Annotated in this window: 19 protein-coding genes and 1 tRNA gene; 8 read left to right on the forward strand and 12 right to left on the reverse strand. The window is 43.0% G+C overall.

Annotated elements, in window-relative coordinates:
- The first annotated feature begins 90 nt into the window (after positions 1–90).
- Positions 91–483, forward strand: coding sequence for a thiol-disulfide oxidoreductase DCC family protein (locus tag ACMXYO_RS12710; protein ID WP_415885469.1), 393 nt, complete (start codon positions 91–93; stop codon positions 481–483).
- Here ACMXYO_RS12710 and ACMXYO_RS12715 read toward each other — a convergent pair.
- The 6 genes from ACMXYO_RS12715 to ACMXYO_RS12740 form a co-directional block, all read right to left on the reverse strand.
- Complete coding sequence (locus tag ACMXYO_RS12715; protein ID WP_415885470.1) at positions 463–1791, reverse strand: ABC1 kinase family protein; 1329 nt, start codon at positions 1789–1791, stop codon at positions 463–465. The genes ACMXYO_RS12710 and ACMXYO_RS12715 overlap by 21 nt on opposite strands.
- Positions 1784–2374 (reverse strand): glutathione peroxidase, encoded by a 591-nt coding sequence (locus ACMXYO_RS12720; RefSeq protein ID WP_415885471.1) that lies wholly within the window; start codon positions 2372–2374, stop codon positions 1784–1786. The genes ACMXYO_RS12715 and ACMXYO_RS12720 overlap by 8 nt, the downstream gene beginning before the upstream one ends.
- A 506-nt stretch (positions 2375–2880) precedes the next feature.
- Positions 2881–2957 (reverse strand) — tRNA-Met (locus tag ACMXYO_RS12725).
- 85 nt (positions 2958–3042) lie between these two features.
- Positions 3043–3429: a PilZ domain-containing protein gene (locus tag ACMXYO_RS12730; protein ID WP_415885472.1), complete on the reverse strand. Its 387-nt coding sequence runs from the start codon at positions 3427–3429 to the stop codon at positions 3043–3045.
- The gene (locus ACMXYO_RS12735) at positions 3426–4223 is read right to left on the reverse strand and encodes a flagellar motor protein MotB (protein ID WP_415885473.1); all 798 of its coding nucleotides are present in this window, start codon (positions 4221–4223) and stop codon (positions 3426–3428) included. The genes ACMXYO_RS12730 and ACMXYO_RS12735 overlap by 4 nt, the downstream gene beginning before the upstream one ends.
- Positions 4224–4236: 13 nt before the next feature.
- The gene (locus tag ACMXYO_RS12740) at positions 4237–5007 is read right to left on the reverse strand and encodes a motility protein A (protein WP_415885474.1); all 771 of its coding nucleotides are present in this window, start codon (positions 5005–5007) and stop codon (positions 4237–4239) included.
- Between the two features lie 96 nt (positions 5008–5103).
- Between ACMXYO_RS12740 and ACMXYO_RS12745 the strand changes: the two genes are divergently transcribed.
- Positions 5104–5988, forward strand: a complete 885-nt coding sequence (locus ACMXYO_RS12745; RefSeq protein ID WP_415885475.1) for a DUF72 domain-containing protein — start codon at positions 5104–5106, stop codon at positions 5986–5988.
- Positions 5989–6032: 44 nt separating this feature from the next.
- On the opposite strand, the gene ACMXYO_RS12750 is transcribed toward ACMXYO_RS12745, so the two are convergent.
- Complete coding sequence (locus ACMXYO_RS12750; RefSeq protein ID WP_415885476.1) at positions 6033–6638, reverse strand: DUF924 family protein; 606 nt, start codon at positions 6636–6638, stop codon at positions 6033–6035.
- A gap of 55 nt (positions 6639–6693) precedes the next feature.
- Positions 6694–7458, reverse strand: coding sequence for an EAL domain-containing protein (locus ACMXYO_RS12755; protein WP_415885477.1), 765 nt, complete (start codon positions 7456–7458; stop codon positions 6694–6696).
- A 226-nt stretch (positions 7459–7684) separates the two neighbouring features.
- On the opposite strand from ACMXYO_RS12755, the gene ACMXYO_RS12760 reads away from it, so the two are divergent.
- From ACMXYO_RS12760 to ACMXYO_RS12770, 3 genes are read left to right on the forward strand one after another with little or no spacing between them, the layout of a single operon-like run.
- Positions 7685–8500, forward strand: a complete 816-nt coding sequence (locus ACMXYO_RS12760; protein WP_415885478.1) for a hypothetical protein — start codon at positions 7685–7687, stop codon at positions 8498–8500.
- A 9-nt stretch (positions 8501–8509) separates the two neighbouring features.
- Positions 8510–9127, forward strand: a complete 618-nt coding sequence (locus tag ACMXYO_RS12765; protein WP_415885479.1) for a glutathione S-transferase family protein — start codon at positions 8510–8512, stop codon at positions 9125–9127.
- Positions 9124–9885: a glycerophosphoryl diester phosphodiesterase gene (locus ACMXYO_RS12770; protein WP_415885480.1), complete on the forward strand. Its 762-nt coding sequence runs from the start codon at positions 9124–9126 to the stop codon at positions 9883–9885. Before ACMXYO_RS12765 ends, ACMXYO_RS12770 begins: the two co-directional genes overlap by 4 nt.
- Here the strand turns inward: ACMXYO_RS12770 and ACMXYO_RS12775 are convergent.
- The 3 genes from ACMXYO_RS12775 to ACMXYO_RS12785 are packed head-to-tail and all read right to left on the reverse strand — an operon-like array spanning position 9882 to position 12325.
- A complete protein-coding gene (locus ACMXYO_RS12775; protein WP_415885481.1) occupies positions 9882–10736 on the reverse strand; it encodes a pirin family protein in 855 nt (284 codons plus the stop codon). The genes ACMXYO_RS12770 and ACMXYO_RS12775 overlap by 4 nt on opposite strands.
- 2 nt (positions 10737–10738) lie before the next feature.
- Positions 10739–11713: a glutathione S-transferase family protein gene (locus ACMXYO_RS12780; RefSeq protein WP_415885482.1), complete on the reverse strand. Its 975-nt coding sequence runs from the start codon at positions 11711–11713 to the stop codon at positions 10739–10741.
- A gap of 15 nt (positions 11714–11728) precedes the next feature.
- Positions 11729–12325 (reverse strand): FMN-dependent NADH-azoreductase, encoded by a 597-nt coding sequence (locus ACMXYO_RS12785; protein WP_415885483.1) that lies wholly within the window; start codon positions 12323–12325, stop codon positions 11729–11731.
- Positions 12326–12459: 134 nt separating this feature from the next.
- On the opposite strand from ACMXYO_RS12785, the gene ACMXYO_RS12790 reads away from it, so the two are divergent.
- Both ACMXYO_RS12790 and ACMXYO_RS12795 read left to right on the forward strand, forming a co-directional pair.
- Positions 12460–13341: a LysR family transcriptional regulator gene (locus tag ACMXYO_RS12790; RefSeq protein WP_415885484.1), complete on the forward strand. Its 882-nt coding sequence runs from the start codon at positions 12460–12462 to the stop codon at positions 13339–13341.
- Positions 13342–13540: 199 nt separating this feature from the next.
- Positions 13541–13843: an STAS domain-containing protein gene (locus ACMXYO_RS12795; protein WP_415885485.1), complete on the forward strand. Its 303-nt coding sequence runs from the start codon at positions 13541–13543 to the stop codon at positions 13841–13843.
- A gap of 84 nt (positions 13844–13927) precedes the next feature.
- Here ACMXYO_RS12795 and ACMXYO_RS12800 read toward each other — a convergent pair whose 3' ends face one another.
- Positions 13928–14494 carry a MarR family winged helix-turn-helix transcriptional regulator gene (locus ACMXYO_RS12800; protein WP_415885486.1) on the reverse strand — a complete coding sequence of 189 codons (567 nt, stop codon included), beginning with the start codon at positions 14492–14494 and terminating at the stop codon, positions 13928–13930.
- A 98-nt stretch (positions 14495–14592) separates the two neighbouring features.
- Between ACMXYO_RS12800 and ACMXYO_RS12805 the strand changes: the two genes are divergently transcribed.
- Entirely contained in the window at positions 14593–15333 is a 741-nt protein-coding gene (locus tag ACMXYO_RS12805) for a hypothetical protein (RefSeq protein WP_415885487.1), read from the forward strand.
- The last annotated feature ends 20 nt before the right edge of the window (positions 15334–15353 follow it).

Here is a 15353-nt window from a genome sequence, read left to right on the forward strand (position 1 = left end):
CTGTTCATATAAACTAATACGGCGTAAACACCTGAACCGATCAAAGGGTTCTTTCGTAACGGACGAATAAACCTGTTGTGAACAAACACTATGTTGCAAGAATCAAAAGCTAAACCGATCGTATTTTTCGACGGTGGTTGCCCTTTATGTAAAAAAGAGATTCATCATTACCAACGAGTAGATACTGATAGTTCTATTGAATGGGTCGATATCTATCTAAATCCAGAGCACTTATCTGATCACAACATAGAACTAAATGCAGCGATGGAGAGGCTTCACAGTATTAATAGCGATGGAGAAACCATCACAGGTGTCGCAAGCTTCCTCTTAATTTGGGAAAACCTGACGCGTTATAAAAGAATTGCTAGTTTAATAAGGGCCCTAAAATTAGAGCCCTTATTAGAGTTTACCTATACACGCTTCGCAACATGGCGTTTTAGAAAACGCTGCAATGATCAATGCTCACCAATATCGAGAAACTAATCGATTCATATCAATTGAAGCATTAAAGCGTGTCGCCATGAGATACAACCCCACCAGTTTTCGATGAAGGAAAAGTATATCCGGTGGTGGTGAATGCCATGCATCAGGGTCACTGCTAATCGAGAGGCCTTTATCTCTAATTTTCTCCGCCAATTTCGAACCTGAAAAATCATAGTTTCCTTTGAACCTCAAAGGCTCAGTCGCAAGAATAAAGATGTCCAAAACGACATCGAGATTTTTTACTTCCTTACCCTGAGCAAAAAAACCTAGCTTATCTAATGCTGAGGCCAATGCTGTACGATCTTCGGCAGTAGCTGCGTGCAATGCTTTTTGATAGTTATCAACAAAAGAAGGTTCAAACTCACGCGTCGCCCCGAAGTCTAAAAGCACTAACTGTTTGCTCTCTAGGTTATAGAGTAAATTAGCTAAATTAGGGTCTGTTTGCACACAGCGATAGTCTAGAAATTCAGCAAAAAACAACTCCATCATCAAAGACATCACGCGATTCCGCTCTTCTTGAGAGGCGTAAGCTAATTTCTCTATAGGTTGCCCCTGCATATAACTCATACAGAGGATTTCATCGGTCGAAAGGTCCTCATGATATGCAGGGAACATCAACTCTTCGCGCCGAGAGAAGGCAGCCATGTTCGCAGCGTAATTTCGTAGTTGCTGACCTTCATGGCGATAATCCGCTTCAAGCTTTAATTGTCTCCGAGCGTCATCAACCAGTGGGGTTAGATCTAAGTCCTTGGGAAGCAAGCCGCTGAAACGTAATAGCCCGAAAACATTATCTAAATCACTATCGATACTCTCTCTGACACCAGGATATTGGATTTTTATCGCGAGTTCCCTGTTATCGAGCGTTAAGCCTTTATGGACTTGTCCGATCGAAGCGGCTGCAATTGGCTTAAAACTAAAACGCTGGAATTGATCCTGCCACTCATCCCCCCAATTTTTTTCCAGTACATCTAATAACTGAACAGCTGGCATAGTGACCGCATCAGCTCTTAATCGCTCTAGCAATACAGCCATATCAGGCGGAACTAAACTCCCTGCATCCATCGAAAGTAATTGCCCAGCCTTCATAGCGGCACCACGCATAGTGGCCAACTTATCTGCTAGCTGTTTTAAGTTTTTCTCGGAGATAAGGAGATCTCTTATTGCTGGTGATTTGCCTTGCATCAGCTCTTTACCACCATCTATCAGCATATTTCCGGCAACTTTGCTTGCTAGAACCCCTAACTTACTTAGTCGTGAGATCCTTGAGATAGGAACCGCTTTTGTATTTTGATAAAACAACTCATCCATTAGGTAAATTCGCCTCAATGAGATTAACCAAGCCTTTATCTGAAGGCCTAGTGAAGCTTTTGAAATTAGCGATTAATTCGCCTTCTGGGGAGATAAGGTATTTATGGAAATTCCATCCGGGGTACTGCCCATCAGCCAAACTTGCTAAGTGCTGATAAAAAGGATGAGCCTTGCCCTTAACAGCGTGCACTTTCTCAAACATCGGGAATTCAACGCTGTAGGTTAAGCGACAAAAATTAAGGATCTGTTTTTCAGTACCTGGCTCTTGACCGGAAAAATCATTAGACGGAAAACCTAGTACGACAAAACCCGAGGAATTATATTTTCGATAGAGCTTCTCAAGACCATCATACTGTGGCGTAAAAGCACATTTGCTTGCGGTATTAACCACGAGTATGAGCTTTCCAGAATATGCTTCGCATAGGTTTTCGTATTGATCTTGACCTAGTCGTTTAAAGCGATAGTTAAGCAGACCTGGACATGCCTGACCTTGTTCAGCTTCAACAACCTCTGCTGAGGCCGGCCTAATAAACAAGAGCGAGCAAAACAGAAACATAATGATTGAAGATACAGCCCAATTCATAGCCTTGCTCCGGATTCCTTTCCTAATGCATACGAATAAAATAAGCATACGGATTATGCAACCGAGGCATAGGACATAAATTGAATTTCTAGTAGTCTGCCGCGAAATAGATTGCGAGAATTAAAACTACAAAATAGAACAAATATAAAAGTGCTTAGAAACGAAAAAAACGACTTAGAATTAACTAAATAGGCTTAATCTGAATTTGGTAGCGGGAAATGGATATGAACCAACGACTTTCGCCCGGGGTTACAAGAGTTGATCCCGACGAGCTACTAAACTGCTCCACTCAATTACCCATATTCCAGATACGAAAAAGCCGACTTAGAACTAACTAAACCGGCCTAATCTGAATTTGGTAGCGGGGGCTGGATTTGAAACAACGACCTTCGCCCGGAGTTACAAGAGCTGAGCCCGACGAGCTACCAAGCTGCTCCACTCAAACTACCATACCCCAGAAACGAAAAAACCGACTTAGAATTAACTAAATCGGCTTAATCTGAATTTGGTAGCGGGGGCTGGATTTGAACCAACGACCTTCGGGTTATGAGCCCGACGAGCTACCAAGCTGCTCCACCCCGCATCAACGTGGCGCGTATAATATAGATGCTTACCCTAAACCACAAGCCTTTTTTTCAGATTATTTTCAAATAGATAGAAAGCCGCACTTAAGCGCCGTCTTCAGCCGCTTCTCTCAAAGCCCGTTCTCGGCGTATAAGCTCTTTTTGTAAACTTACGACTAACTCAGATAGAGCCATATGAGCTTTATCTGACAAACCTTCAAATTCAGCGCCACAACGACCTTTGCCACAGAATGAAACCTTTAAGCGCGGTTTTAAGCGGTATTTTTTATGCGTTTTGAAAAGAATAGCGACATCTTCTAAATAACCGGAAAAGGTTTGATCTGTCTTAAAAGCAACGCCTGTTGCAGAAATATCTAAAAGCTCAACCGTCGTCTCGCCAATCGTCATTTTAACCTGACCACTTGAAGCAGCTCGAAAAGCTTGGCGGCGATTTTCCTCTTCAGAAAGTTCTATTTCTATATCGATCTTCACTGTGCTGCCCTTTTCTCAAGCACAAATTCTAAACGGCGGTTTTCTGCTCGCCCTCGTAAAGTAGAATTAGACGACACGGGCACCGAGTCGCCATAACCCGTCGCCGTAACTCGATCCACTTCTAAACCACCACGCACCATATATCGAAGCACATTGGTTGCACGTATGGCAGACAAATCCCAGTTGGAAGGGAATCGTGGTGTTTGGATAGGAATATTATCGGTATGACCATTAATACTCAGCTTCAGAGCTGGGTTTTTCTTTAATGTAAGAACCACAGAATCCAGAACCGTCATCATCTCCGTATTAAACTCAGCAGAACCAGACGGAAAGAGTACATCCCCTTTAATTTTGATGGTCACCTTGCCATCCTTAGGCGTTCCGACTTCAACCGCATCGGTAGCCGCAGCAATTTGAAATTGCTGATTAATTTCGTGAGTTAATTTCGTCAACTCCGAATCAATCGCTACATTTTGTGGTTCAGCTTCATTCTCGTTCGGCTTTTCAGCTTCTTTGTCTGCAATGTCTGTCGCAGGAAGGGATTCTTCAATCTCCTCAGGTATCTCAGTTTTAACTGGGGCATTATGAGGCAGATCAATAATACTGTTCGCCCCATCCTCACCCTGAAAAGCATCATTAAGAGATCTGATTGTTTTTTCGAAACGTTCAGCTTCGACACTTGATAGAGAAAACAACAAAACAAAAAATACCAAGAGCAATGTCATTAGATCAGCAAATGTGTAGATCCAACTTGCGCCCTCTTCTTCCTCTACCAGTGTTTTCTTAGAGTTCATTTAGATCTCCCGACTACTTTTTCTTGCCAATCGCTACTTTTTTTCGCTTAGCAGCAGGAATATAAGACGAGAGCTGTTCATATACGTGCATATAATGATCATTAGTCAGGATACTAATGCACCCTTCTCGTATAATTTCTAAGTTAGTTACTTCAAGCAAAGTTCTAGACTTAAGCTTCCCAGCAATTGGAAGGAAGACCATGGTTGCTAATAGAGAGCCGTAAAAGGTTGTTAATAGTGCTACAGCCATAGAAGGGCCAATTGCTTCAGGATTATCCAAAACACTCAGCATTTGGATTAGACCAATAAGAGTTCCCAACATACCAAAAGCAGGCGAGTACGCTGCCATTTTTTTAAATACATCTTGCGTAGCATGATGACGAGATACTAACGAATCGATTTCGTTTTGAATTGTATTTCGAATGACTTGTTCTGAAGCAGCCTCAGCCAAGAGCATACATGCTCGTTTCAAAACAGGAGACGAGCTCTCGACATCACCCAGCTTTAACAAACCATGGCGGTGGCTAATACGACTTAACTCTAGCATCGTATCAATCATCTCCTGTGGATTTGTTTTATCCTGAGTAAAAACAATAAATGCACCTTTAAAAGAGTTAAGCACATCCTTGAATTGCACCGTCAACAAAGTAGCAGCGATAGTCCCCCCAGCAACAATCATCATGCCTGGGACATTCACAAATACATCTGCACTTCCCCCCATGACAATGGCAGAGATAATTAACGCTAGGCCCGAAATGATTCCCAACAGTGATGCAAAATCCATTAGATCTCTCTCTTTAAACTACGCATTGCTTATGATCTGAGGGTACAATCTACACTCTCTTGAATCAAAGTACATTACATACCCACAAAAAACGTGATGATACCTTCTAACTTATCAAATGCTTCGCCACGTTGTTATATAGGCCTAACTCAATGGCAGCATGCGGCATGGCAAGATAACTTCCTAGAACGCAATAGTCATATTCATGTGTTAAATGCTTATTCGCGCCATTTTAGTAGTGTAGAAGGTAACTCAACTTTTTACGGGTTACCCAAACAAAGTACCGTTGAACAGTGGTACACAGAGTCTTCAGATCAATTTCGTTTTTGCTTTAAATTCCCACAAAAAATAAGTCATCAACGACAACTCACCCACTGCAAAAATGAAACCCAGCAGTTTTTCGAGCGGCTCGCTCCGTTGCAAGAGAAACTAGGTTTACTCTGTATACAACTACCTGCTGCATTTGGCCCTGATTCTCTAAACGATCTTGAAAACTACCTAAAATCACTCCCGGCCGATTGGCAGTATGCAGTAGAAATTCGCCATCCCGAGTTTTTCCAAAAAGGAAATGCCGAGCAACGACTCAATCAACTGCTGGTTTCTCAAAACTGTAATCGCATTAGTTTTGATACCCGTTCTTTATTTGCTCACCCTGCAGAGGATGCGGTAAGCCTTAAAGCGAAAGAACACAAACCTCAACTCCCTGTACATGCCATATCAACAGGGCATTCCCCTATGATTCGCTTTATTACACCTTTAGATTGGCAATGGGGAGCCCCTTACCTTGATCCATGGGTTAGTAAAGCTATAACTTGGATGCAAGCAGGCAAAACACCTTATTTCTTTTTCCATACACCGGATAATGCCGAAGCGCCGCAACTGGCTGCTTACTTTGTGGAAAAGCTTGAAGGCACACTACCCAGCTGTTGTTTATTCACGCCATGGCAAGAACAGAACAGGCAACAAGACACCCTGTTTTAAAACAAGTCTTATATTAGCTTCAGCTATTTATTAAACCCAAAGATTTATTGTCCCCAACGACTGTGGCTCTGTAATAAATAAGCCAACTCTTCTGGTGTTGAGCTCCGCCCTATAACTTCATTCCGATGTGGGAATCGACCAAACCGCTCTATCTGCTCATAATGCTGGCATGCAAAGTCTAACCAGTTTTCTACTTGTAGTTTCTTTTCGCCTGCCACTTCTAACAACATCTGCTCAAAACTACTAACACACAACTTTTGCATTTGCAGGTTTTCAGCATGTTCTAAAGGCATATAGAAAAAGGTACGTTCGACAATCTCTAACGCTTTATCATATCCTTGGGTTCGTCCGCTAAGACATAGTTGTAAAGCCTGATTATCACCAGAAAATGCGTCAGCAGAACCTCTATAAATTGTGCGGGTAAATTGATCTAACAACAGAATTAACGCCAGTCGTCCACGCGGTGTTTCTGCCCAAGCATCTAAATCACCACGTAAAGCCTGACGAACTTGATGACCAAAAAGCTCATTGATCAAGCGATCATTTTCAGGAGAGCCTGCCCACCATAGTTCTGAGCGATCACAGACTGTAAAACCGTCATCTATTTGACCGAACCAAAAACCTAAAACTTCATCAATCTTTTCAATCATATAAAAATCAATAAGTTAAAATTACAGTTTTAAGGGTAGTCTATTTTGAGGCTAATCAGTCAAAACATCGCTGTTGAATAAAGAGTTCCTGATAGAAAAAACCTTGTACGTAGTCGATACCTAACTTTATTGCCGTTGCCAAATCTTCAGCAGACTCGACCCCCTCCAATACAGTCTTTTTACCACTAACACGCGCAAAACTAATGACACTTTTAATAAGTAACTGCATATTCTCAGTCAGATCATCACGTAGCCAACTCCGATCAAGCTTGATGTAGTCCACTTCACTAAGAATGTTCATCGCAATCATGCTACCAGGCGCACCGACATCATCTAAGGCAATCGCAATGCCCTGTTTTCGCATCAGTTCAGAAACATCATTACTTATTTTGGCATCATTGACGTCAGTATTTTCAATCAATTCAATAACTAGATCGGTATTTCCCTTGAGCAAGTTAACCATCGCATTTTGACCCGAGCCATCCGCATCAGTACAAACGGAAAAAGCATGTGGGTCAAGATTCAAAAATAGCGCCACACCCGCTGGACGATAACGCATCTGTAAACGCTTAAGTTGCAACTCGACTTGCGCCAACATGAGAGGACTGTCGTGCAAAACTTGAAAAACATCTAAAGGCGGAATTGCTCGACCATCTGCATGATAAAAGCGCGCCAATGCCTCATAACCAAGAATATCCCCCGTATGTGCATCTATTAAGGGTTGATATTCCACACCAAATCTTTGCTGCTCAACTAAATCCAATAACTCTAAACTACTACCGCTGACAACATTCAAACTACAATTTAGCAAAGCACACATTCCAGAAATCTAAACAATAATCAGTATCAATTCGATTAGCAAATATAACAAATATTCAATAATTTCTCTAGCTTCATTTACGTTAAATAACTATCAACGACAACGTACCTTGGGTTAGTAGGTTTGCAGGTATATGGAATGGGACAATATAAATATTCTGCTGTTTTCTTATCACCAGCGAACCGCTACATTAGTGGAAAGACCCAAAGCTAATTAGGATCAAATTATGCAGCGTCTCATTTTAGTATTCGTGATTATTTGTATTGGCGTAGCTGGATATCTGTTTATACAGAAGGAACAAGCTCCAAATACCATACAAAATACTGATACACAGTCTAAATCATCCACCCAAAAAGAAGCTCGCCAACATATTGACCGCTTAACTTCGGGGCAGGAAAGTCCGATTAAAATTGAGCAAGCGAGTAATTTTGTAACGGCTGATCAACTGCTTAAACTCCCAGCTGTTAAAACGTCGACTCAAGCGGAGATTTTGGAAGAAGCCGAAAGCCCACAAAGGAACGGATCGACCGCAGAAGCGCAAGGTGAAACCTTTGCAGTGAGCAGCCATCTGAGCGTGATAAAAACAGGCAAGAACGAAAAAAATACTAACGTTACTGTCGCAGATACAGCCTTAGTCTCAACGCAACAGATCAAACTGCTGGAGTTATTAGATGATCCCGATAACTCTGCACAGAAAGTCTACTTTATTCATGCCGTTAATGAGGGGGATGATGAAGGCTTATGGGGAATCATCCAACACGGCCTCATGCGTACCTTTACTGAAGGACTTTCTTTACCGGGGCTGGGGGAGAAAGTATCAGTAGATATTCCGAAAGACGCAGATGAAGCTTTAGGTGATAAACGTAGTTCCTTTTTAGGCCAAGTATTAAAAGCCAAAGTAGATCAAACCTATATCTACAACTATCAAAAAGGGATCTTAGGTGAGAACCCCAATTTAATTAAACCAGGTCAGCAGTTAGTTATTGTTACATTTACAGAACAAGAGCTGATCGGTATTTACCACCACTTTATCAACCTGTAAGGCACTGCGATGATCGATTTATACACTTGGGGAACACCAAACGGGCGAAAGATATCCATCATGTTGGAAGCTCTTCGTCTTCCCTATCGAGTCCATCCAGTTAATATTTTCGAGAAAGAACAATTTGAACCTGCGTTTAAAGCGATTAGTCCAAATAGCAAAATTCCTGCTCTAGTCGACGATGAAGGTCCAAACGGCGAAACCGTCCAACTATTTGAAAGCGGCGCAATTTTAATTTACTTAGCTGAAAAAGCCGGTGAATTTATCCCTTCAGACCCACAAGCCCGCCTAGAGTGCCTACAATGGTTAATGTGGCAGATGGGTGGTTTTGGTCCGTTCTTAGGGCAAGCGCATCACTTTAATCGCTTTGCACCTGATGCTTCAGACTATGCCAAACAACGTTACAACAACGAAGCCCAGCGCTTATGGCAAACTCTCGATACGCAGTTATCAAATAAACAGTTTGTGATTGGGGAAGAGCTTTCAATTGCAGATTTCGCCATCTATCCATGGGCTATGCGTTATGAGTGGCAACATGTCGATCCTGACAAATTTCCGTTTGTGAAAGCTTGGATGGAACGGATGGGCCATATTGAATTCGTCCAGAGAGGAATGCAGATTCCATGATCGCCAGCCGTATCATTGGCCATAGGGGAGCTGCGCATTTAGCTCCCGAGAATACTTTAGCGGGTATTCAGATGGCTGCTGAATGCGGTGTTACTTGGGTTGAACTCGACACCACCCTTCTAGGAGATTCAACGCCTGTTTTATTTCATGATGAGCATCTAGATCGCTGTACTAATCAGCAAGGGCCATTAAGTGCTCTAAGCTTCGATGCCTTACCTTTGCTGGATGCTGGCAGTTGGTTCCACCCGGAATGGATAGATGAACCTATGCCCCACCTTTCGGATGCATTAAGGCTTTGCCAAGAACTGCAACTGGGCCTGAATCTGGAGATAAAACCTTTCGATTTAGAGCCGGATCTCGTTGCAGAAAGAGTCTTTGAGCAGATCAGCGTCTATTGGCCTACACCCGAAAAGTTGATTATCAGTTGTTACAACTTTGACCTGCTGAGCGCTTATAAGGCACTAGACCCTCAAGCTCAGATTGGACTTCTATATGACCACCTCCCTGAACTTTGGCAACTGAAAGCCGAGATGTTAGAAGCGGTTAGCCTACATTGTGATGCCAACCTAATCACCCCAAGTGATGTAAAAGTGATCAAACAAGCAGGGTACGAACTCTACTGCTATACCTGTAACGACCCCACTCAAGCTGCAATTCTTTTTGACTGGGGTGTGGATGGAATTTTCACCGATAATCCGCCGTTAATGCGATCCTGTATCCCCTCAAATAATCTAAACGAAGCCTTTATATCCCTTTAACTAACAAGACGGTTTTCGCGGTAATCGGTCAGCGCTTGTTCTATCTCAGTCATTGTATTCATCACAAAAGGACCATACTGGACCACGGGTTCACCAATAGGCTTACCTGCCAAGATCAACATACGGCTATCACTTTGTGCTTTGATAACAACGCCTTTACCTTCAGAAAGTTCGGATACTTGGTGTGGATCAACAGGCTCTCCAGCCACCTGAGCTTCACCTTCAAAAAGGTAGATCGCAGCGTTATGGGACTCTGGCAGAGCCAACTCAATTTCTCGCCCAGCTTCGAGCTGCAGGTCACAATACATTGGTTCAGTAGCACTGTTTTGCACAGGCCCTTTTAAAACTTGGCCTTCCAAATTTATTTCACCTGCAACAATCTTCAATTGATAGCCTTCACCGATCAATTGTGGCACCTGTTCAGGCTCAATATTTTGATAAGCAGCCGGTTGCATCTTTTCTGCAGCAGGTAGGTTTATCCACAACTGAAAACCACGCATCAAACCGTCTACACGCAGAGGTCGTTCTTCATGAATCACCCCTCTGCCAGCTTTCATCCATTGCACACCACCCGCTCTTAGATCCCCTTCATTTCCCATATGGTCACGATGGATCATGTGCCCATCTAACATATAAGTTACAGTTTCAAAGCCACGATGGGGATGAGGTGGGAATCCAGCCAGATAGTCATCTGGATTCTCTGATGAAAACGCATCCAACATCAGAAAAGGATCAATCCGAGTAGCCTCGCTTCTACCTATGCTGCGCTTCAACTTAACTCCAGCACCATCCATACTGTCTTTTGCTGGGATAATACGTTTAATACTGCGTAGATTGTCTAACTTACTCATAACTACTCCCGACCATGTGGTGCAGTTAAATCAAATTCTGGACCAACTGAAATCACACCCGTCGGATTAATGGTACGATGACTGCGGTAGTAGTGGTGCCTAATGTGATCCATATCTACCGTTTCGGCGATATTAGCCATCTGGTAAATCTCGCGTAAATAGCCCGATAACGCTGGATAATCTGCAACTCGATGCAAATCACATTTAAAATGCGTCACATACACAGGATCAAAACGAACCAAGGTTGTGAATAAACGCAGATCAGCTTCAGTAAATTGATCGCCCACTAAGAACCTCTGCTGTGACAGGCGCTCTTCCAACTGATCCAAGGCTGTGAATAACTCAACTACAGCAGCATCATAAGCACTTTGCGACGTAGCAAAGCCTGCTCGGTAAACGCCATTATTGACTGTGTCGTAGACCCACTTATTGACCTCATCAATCTGAGCACCAATGACTTCAGGGTAAAAATCACCTGCCTTTGCGCCAATATCATCAAAGGCACTGTTAAGCATGCGAATAATTTCTGAGGACTCGTTATTCACAATCGTATTGGTCTGTTTATCCCATAAAACTGGAACAGTGACTCGCCCGCTATAGTTTGGCCTTGCTTGGGTATACACCTGATGTAAATAATCATGTCCGAATAAGCTATCACCCGTGCTCGCCGCAAAATCACTCGCAAACGACCAGCCATGTTCAAACATGAGCGGGTGTACGACATCAACCGAGATATAATCTGTCAGCCCTTTTAACTCACGCATAATTAGTGTGCGATGCGCCCATGGACAAGCCAGAGAGACATAAAGATGGTAACGACCCGCTTCAGCTTTAAAACCGCCTTTACCACTCTGCCCAGCGCTACCATCTTTAGTTACCCAGTTACGAAACTGTGATGCGTTGCGAACAAATTCACCTTTATTGCTCTTAGTGTCATACCACTGGTCATGCCACTGACCATCAATCAACAAGCCCATTGCCTATCTCCATAATTAGTGGATAGCAGCAATCTGCTGGTTAGCTTTAGCTAAAGAGCTTTCGGCTAAATCACCCATGCTTAGCCCCTCAGCATAAATAACCTCACTCTCACTTAGGCCGATAAAGTTAAGGAACTGCTGCACAAAAGGGATCTGAAAGTCATGGCCCTGATCACGATATAGACCACCACGTGTAGCCAATAGGTAAACGGGTTTACTTGCAATCAAACCAACCGGTCCCTGCTCGGTATATTTAAATGTCACTCCTGCACGAGCAATCAAATCGAAATAAGCTTTCATCTGAGTCGGTACGCCAAAGTTATACATTGGTACGCCCATCACAATCTCATCTGCAGCTTTTAACTCTGTAATAAAGAGATCTGAGCGAGCAACAATCGCTTGCTGTTCTGCACTACGCTCATCAGCAGGTGTGGATAATGCCGTCATAACAGCCGCATCAAGATGCGGAACATCTTCGGCAACCAAATCACGAACAATCACTTGGCCTTGTGGATGCTTCTCTAACCACTGCTCAATAAAGTTGTCAGCCAACTGACTTGATTTACCGCCGTTCCCAAAAATGCTGGATTTGATATGTAGTAATGTAGCCATCGAATTCACCTTAAAAATCTGTTCTTTCGTTCTTACAGATCTGTCTCTGTAACTGATGGGATCATTCTCTTATTTAATTAAACGATTAAAAACAGCTATAATTCGCTCAATTTAATCGAAAAATTAGATAAATAATGCCTCAAGTTACTCTGGAACAATGGCAAAGCCTCATCGCGGTGGTCGAAAATGGCGGCTACGCAACCGCAGCTGAAGCGATGAACAAAAGCCAATCCTCCATCAGCTACGCAATTCAAAAGCTAGAGAACACCCTGAGCGTACAAGCCTTCAAGGTTGAAGGTCGCAAAGCAGTTTTAACTGCCGCAGGAAAAACCCTCTACCGCAGAGCACGGGTTTTAGTGGAAGAGGCACAACAGATGGAAAATTTAGCGAAGCAGTTTGCAGAGGGTTGGGAGCCGGATATTCGCATCGCTATGGATGCCTTGTTTCCAGAATGGCTCATGCTAGATGTGATTGCTGAATTTACTCAACAGAGTCCCCTGACTCGAATCGAGTTTATTGAAACAGTATTAAGTGGCACCGATGAAGCCTTGCTTAAGAAAGAAGCCGATATAGTGATTGGATCACGCATACCTCCAGGTTTTATGGGCGACCCTATTTTAGATGTCACCTTTGTCGCCGTTGCCACACCCAAGCATCCCCTTCATCAGCTTAACCGCACTTTAGATCACAAAGACTTACGCCTGCATCGCCAGTTAGTCATTAGAGATTCCGGCAGCAGGGATGTCGATTCAGGCTGGCTGGGTGCAGAGCAGCGCCTAACTCTGAGCAACTTTACAACCTCAATCGCCGCTGCCTGTCGTGGCTTAGGCTACGCTTGGTATCCAAGCCTTAAAATCGAAAAGGAGTTAGAGCAAGGGCTACTCAAACCACTCCCTCTTAATGCTGGAGCAAAGAAAAGTGTTCAGCTATGTATGATCTACGCGGAGGGGGATTATGCCGGACCAGCGACGAAGCTGTTCGGACAATTATTGCAACAACGCTTACAAAATTTGTAAGCGTTTCCCTTTAACATTCCTTGCTATAGCTTTCTGTCTACTTTTGTTTCACTACTTTCAACTTGCTTAAACTTCCGAATTAAATCGGCTAATTTTGACTTTATTGATTTAAGTCGGCGCTAAAATTATTCAACAGACTTAATATGGTACAAATATTCAAGAACAAGGCTTCTGAAAAAGCTGTAGTCGGAGCTAGAACATGATTCAGTCCCATTTAAATCAGGATAACCAAGAACTAACCATCTCGATTGGTGAGCGGTTCGATTATTCAGTCCATAAAGCTTTCAGAGACGCATATCGTGAGATCACCACACCTAAAACCCATATTGCTATAAATCTATCTTCTACTCGGTATATCGATAGTTCAGCTTTGGGCATGCTCTTGTTAGCTAAAGAACATGCAGAGGGTATAAATGGGAAAGTAACCTTAGTTCGTCCTTCTGAAACCGCTTTCAAAATACTTAAATTAGCTAACTTCGATCAGCTTTTTACAGTTACATAAAAAAACTAGAACTTACTTTTCCAAGTCCCGATCAATGAGTGAGAAAAGGAGTTCTCAACTTAACAGCCTAGCCTTACAACAGGCTCAGTCCTGACTCTCCTCATGTTCCAAGCAGATAAGCGTAATCTCTTTTTCAGACAGTAGCTCTTGCGTTACACCACAAAAATAACCGTCCTCCCGCTTCTGATTATGTCTGCAAGTTATACATTGCCCAAATGAGCGGTAGTTGTTTTGTTTTTGCAATAGAACCAATAGGCGGCACAACAGATCGGCTAGTTCAGTTTCCTCTGCCTCTCCCAAATTAGATAGCGATTGTGTCAAAGCAGTCGATGGCAACAACAGATCTAAGGTCTTCTGACCCTTGTCAGTCACCTTGAGATGAGTAACACGCTTATCGTTAGGATCAGGTGACTTTTCAATTAAGCCTTTATTCTCAAGTACTTTTAGACTTTGAGAGACTGTGCCTTTAGTAAGCCCTAGATAATCAGTCACCGCTTTGAGCGTATCCGAGAAGCGATTACATAGAGATAAATAGAGCAAGGCATCGAGCTGAACTGGCTGTAAACCCAGTTCATGCAGTGCTAAACGGTTTTCCGAGCGAAGTAATGAAGTGATCCGCTCCAATAAAGTTTGGACGCTAAGTAAATTCATAAGACAAATAGTATCGACTCAAAACATAGTTGACAAGACAAAAAACTCAGCGCAAACTAAATATAGTTTCGACTCAAAACAATATTCAGGAGAATATCATGAAACTTAGCCATCTCGTTTTAACCTCCATCTTTGCCCTACCCGCGGTAGTTCAAGCAGGTTCCGGCCACCATGGTGGTATTCAAGCAACATCTGGCAACGCCAATATGGCAGCGTTTGACATTGTTCACGCCAAAATAACAACCGAAGGCAATGTGGCAACGTTCCATATGGCAGTGGATGGAAAAGCAGGATCAGAGCGACCTAAAAAGATTGGTAAACTTGCCGAATCTGAAGTCTATTCATACGTATGGCCGACAAATATCGACAGCTACGAAGTAGGTTTTGAAGCCGAAGCTGGCATTCTAGCGCTTGCGGTAACCGCTCACCCTGATTTTGACGACACCCCTTTATATGATGAGAACCAAGATGGCGAGACAGGTAATGATGGTTGGGACTGGCACAGCCATTGGGTAGTGTTAAAACCTAATGATCTATGTGGTAAAGGAGCCTTGGGAGTGGTTGATATCCCTAAAGGAGAAAAACCAAGATTGCCAAAAACTTGGCCTGGCCTGCCTATTTTGTTGGATAGTCCTGGCTGGCAGCCAACATTCAAAGATGGCAGTTTAGAAGTGAAAGTTGCTTTTGATAATGCACAAGCGATCCAAACAGCACAGTTTGATGGCGTCACCTCTGCCCTGCGAGTAAATCAAAGTGTGCACGCACCACTGTTATGCGTAATCAATGTAATGGACGTAGCTTCAGGCGATCTAAGCTTACCTGGAATTGTTAACCAATAAACGACAAGTAAAACATAAAG

Source organism: Neptuniibacter sp. QD37_6, assembly GCF_047778085.1.
Taxonomy (GTDB): Bacteria; Pseudomonadota; Gammaproteobacteria; order Pseudomonadales; family Balneatricaceae; genus Neptuniibacter.

Bases quoted from the DNA above. Each gene is read 5' to 3' on its own strand.
- ACMXYO_RS12710 (WP_415885469.1), top strand. From the start codon at position 91: ATGTTGCAAGAATCAAAAGCTAAACCGATCGTATTTTTCGACGGTGGT.
- ACMXYO_RS12715 (WP_415885470.1), bottom strand. From the start codon at position 1,791: ATGGATGAGTTGTTTTATCAAAATACAAAAGCGGTTCCTATCTCAAGG.
- ACMXYO_RS12720 (WP_415885471.1), bottom strand. From the start codon at position 2,374: ATGAATTGGGCTGTATCTTCAATCATTATGTTTCTGTTTTGCTCGCTC.
- ACMXYO_RS12735 (WP_415885473.1), bottom strand. From the start codon at position 4,223: ATGAACTCTAAGAAAACACTGGTAGAGGAAGAAGAGGGCGCAAGTTGG.
- ACMXYO_RS12740 (WP_415885474.1), bottom strand. From the start codon at position 5,007: ATGGATTTTGCATCACTGTTGGGAATCATTTCGGGCCTAGCGTTAATT.
- ACMXYO_RS12745 (WP_415885475.1), top strand. From the start codon at position 5,104: ATGATACCTTCTAACTTATCAAATGCTTCGCCACGTTGTTATATAGGC.
- ACMXYO_RS12750 (WP_415885476.1), bottom strand. From the start codon at position 6,638: ATGATTGAAAAGATTGATGAAGTTTTAGGTTTTTGGTTCGGTCAAATA.
- ACMXYO_RS12755 (WP_415885477.1), bottom strand. From the start codon at position 7,458: ATGTGTGCTTTGCTAAATTGTAGTTTGAATGTTGTCAGCGGTAGTAGT.
- ACMXYO_RS12760 (WP_415885478.1), top strand. From the start codon at position 7,685: ATGCAGCGTCTCATTTTAGTATTCGTGATTATTTGTATTGGCGTAGCT.
- ACMXYO_RS12765 (WP_415885479.1), top strand. From the start codon at position 8,510: ATGATCGATTTATACACTTGGGGAACACCAAACGGGCGAAAGATATCC.
- ACMXYO_RS12770 (WP_415885480.1), top strand. From the start codon at position 9,124: ATGATCGCCAGCCGTATCATTGGCCATAGGGGAGCTGCGCATTTAGCT.
- ACMXYO_RS12775 (WP_415885481.1), bottom strand. From the start codon at position 10,736: ATGAGTAAGTTAGACAATCTACGCAGTATTAAACGTATTATCCCAGCA.
- ACMXYO_RS12780 (WP_415885482.1), bottom strand. From the start codon at position 11,713: ATGGGCTTGTTGATTGATGGTCAGTGGCATGACCAGTGGTATGACACT.
- ACMXYO_RS12785 (WP_415885483.1), bottom strand. From the start codon at position 12,325: ATGGCTACATTACTACATATCAAATCCAGCATTTTTGGGAACGGCGGT.
- ACMXYO_RS12790 (WP_415885484.1), top strand. From the start codon at position 12,460: ATGCCTCAAGTTACTCTGGAACAATGGCAAAGCCTCATCGCGGTGGTC.
- ACMXYO_RS12795 (WP_415885485.1), top strand. From the start codon at position 13,541: ATGATTCAGTCCCATTTAAATCAGGATAACCAAGAACTAACCATCTCG.
- ACMXYO_RS12800 (WP_415885486.1), bottom strand. From the start codon at position 14,494: ATGAATTTACTTAGCGTCCAAACTTTATTGGAGCGGATCACTTCATTA.
- ACMXYO_RS12805 (WP_415885487.1), top strand. From the start codon at position 14,593: ATGAAACTTAGCCATCTCGTTTTAACCTCCATCTTTGCCCTACCCGCG.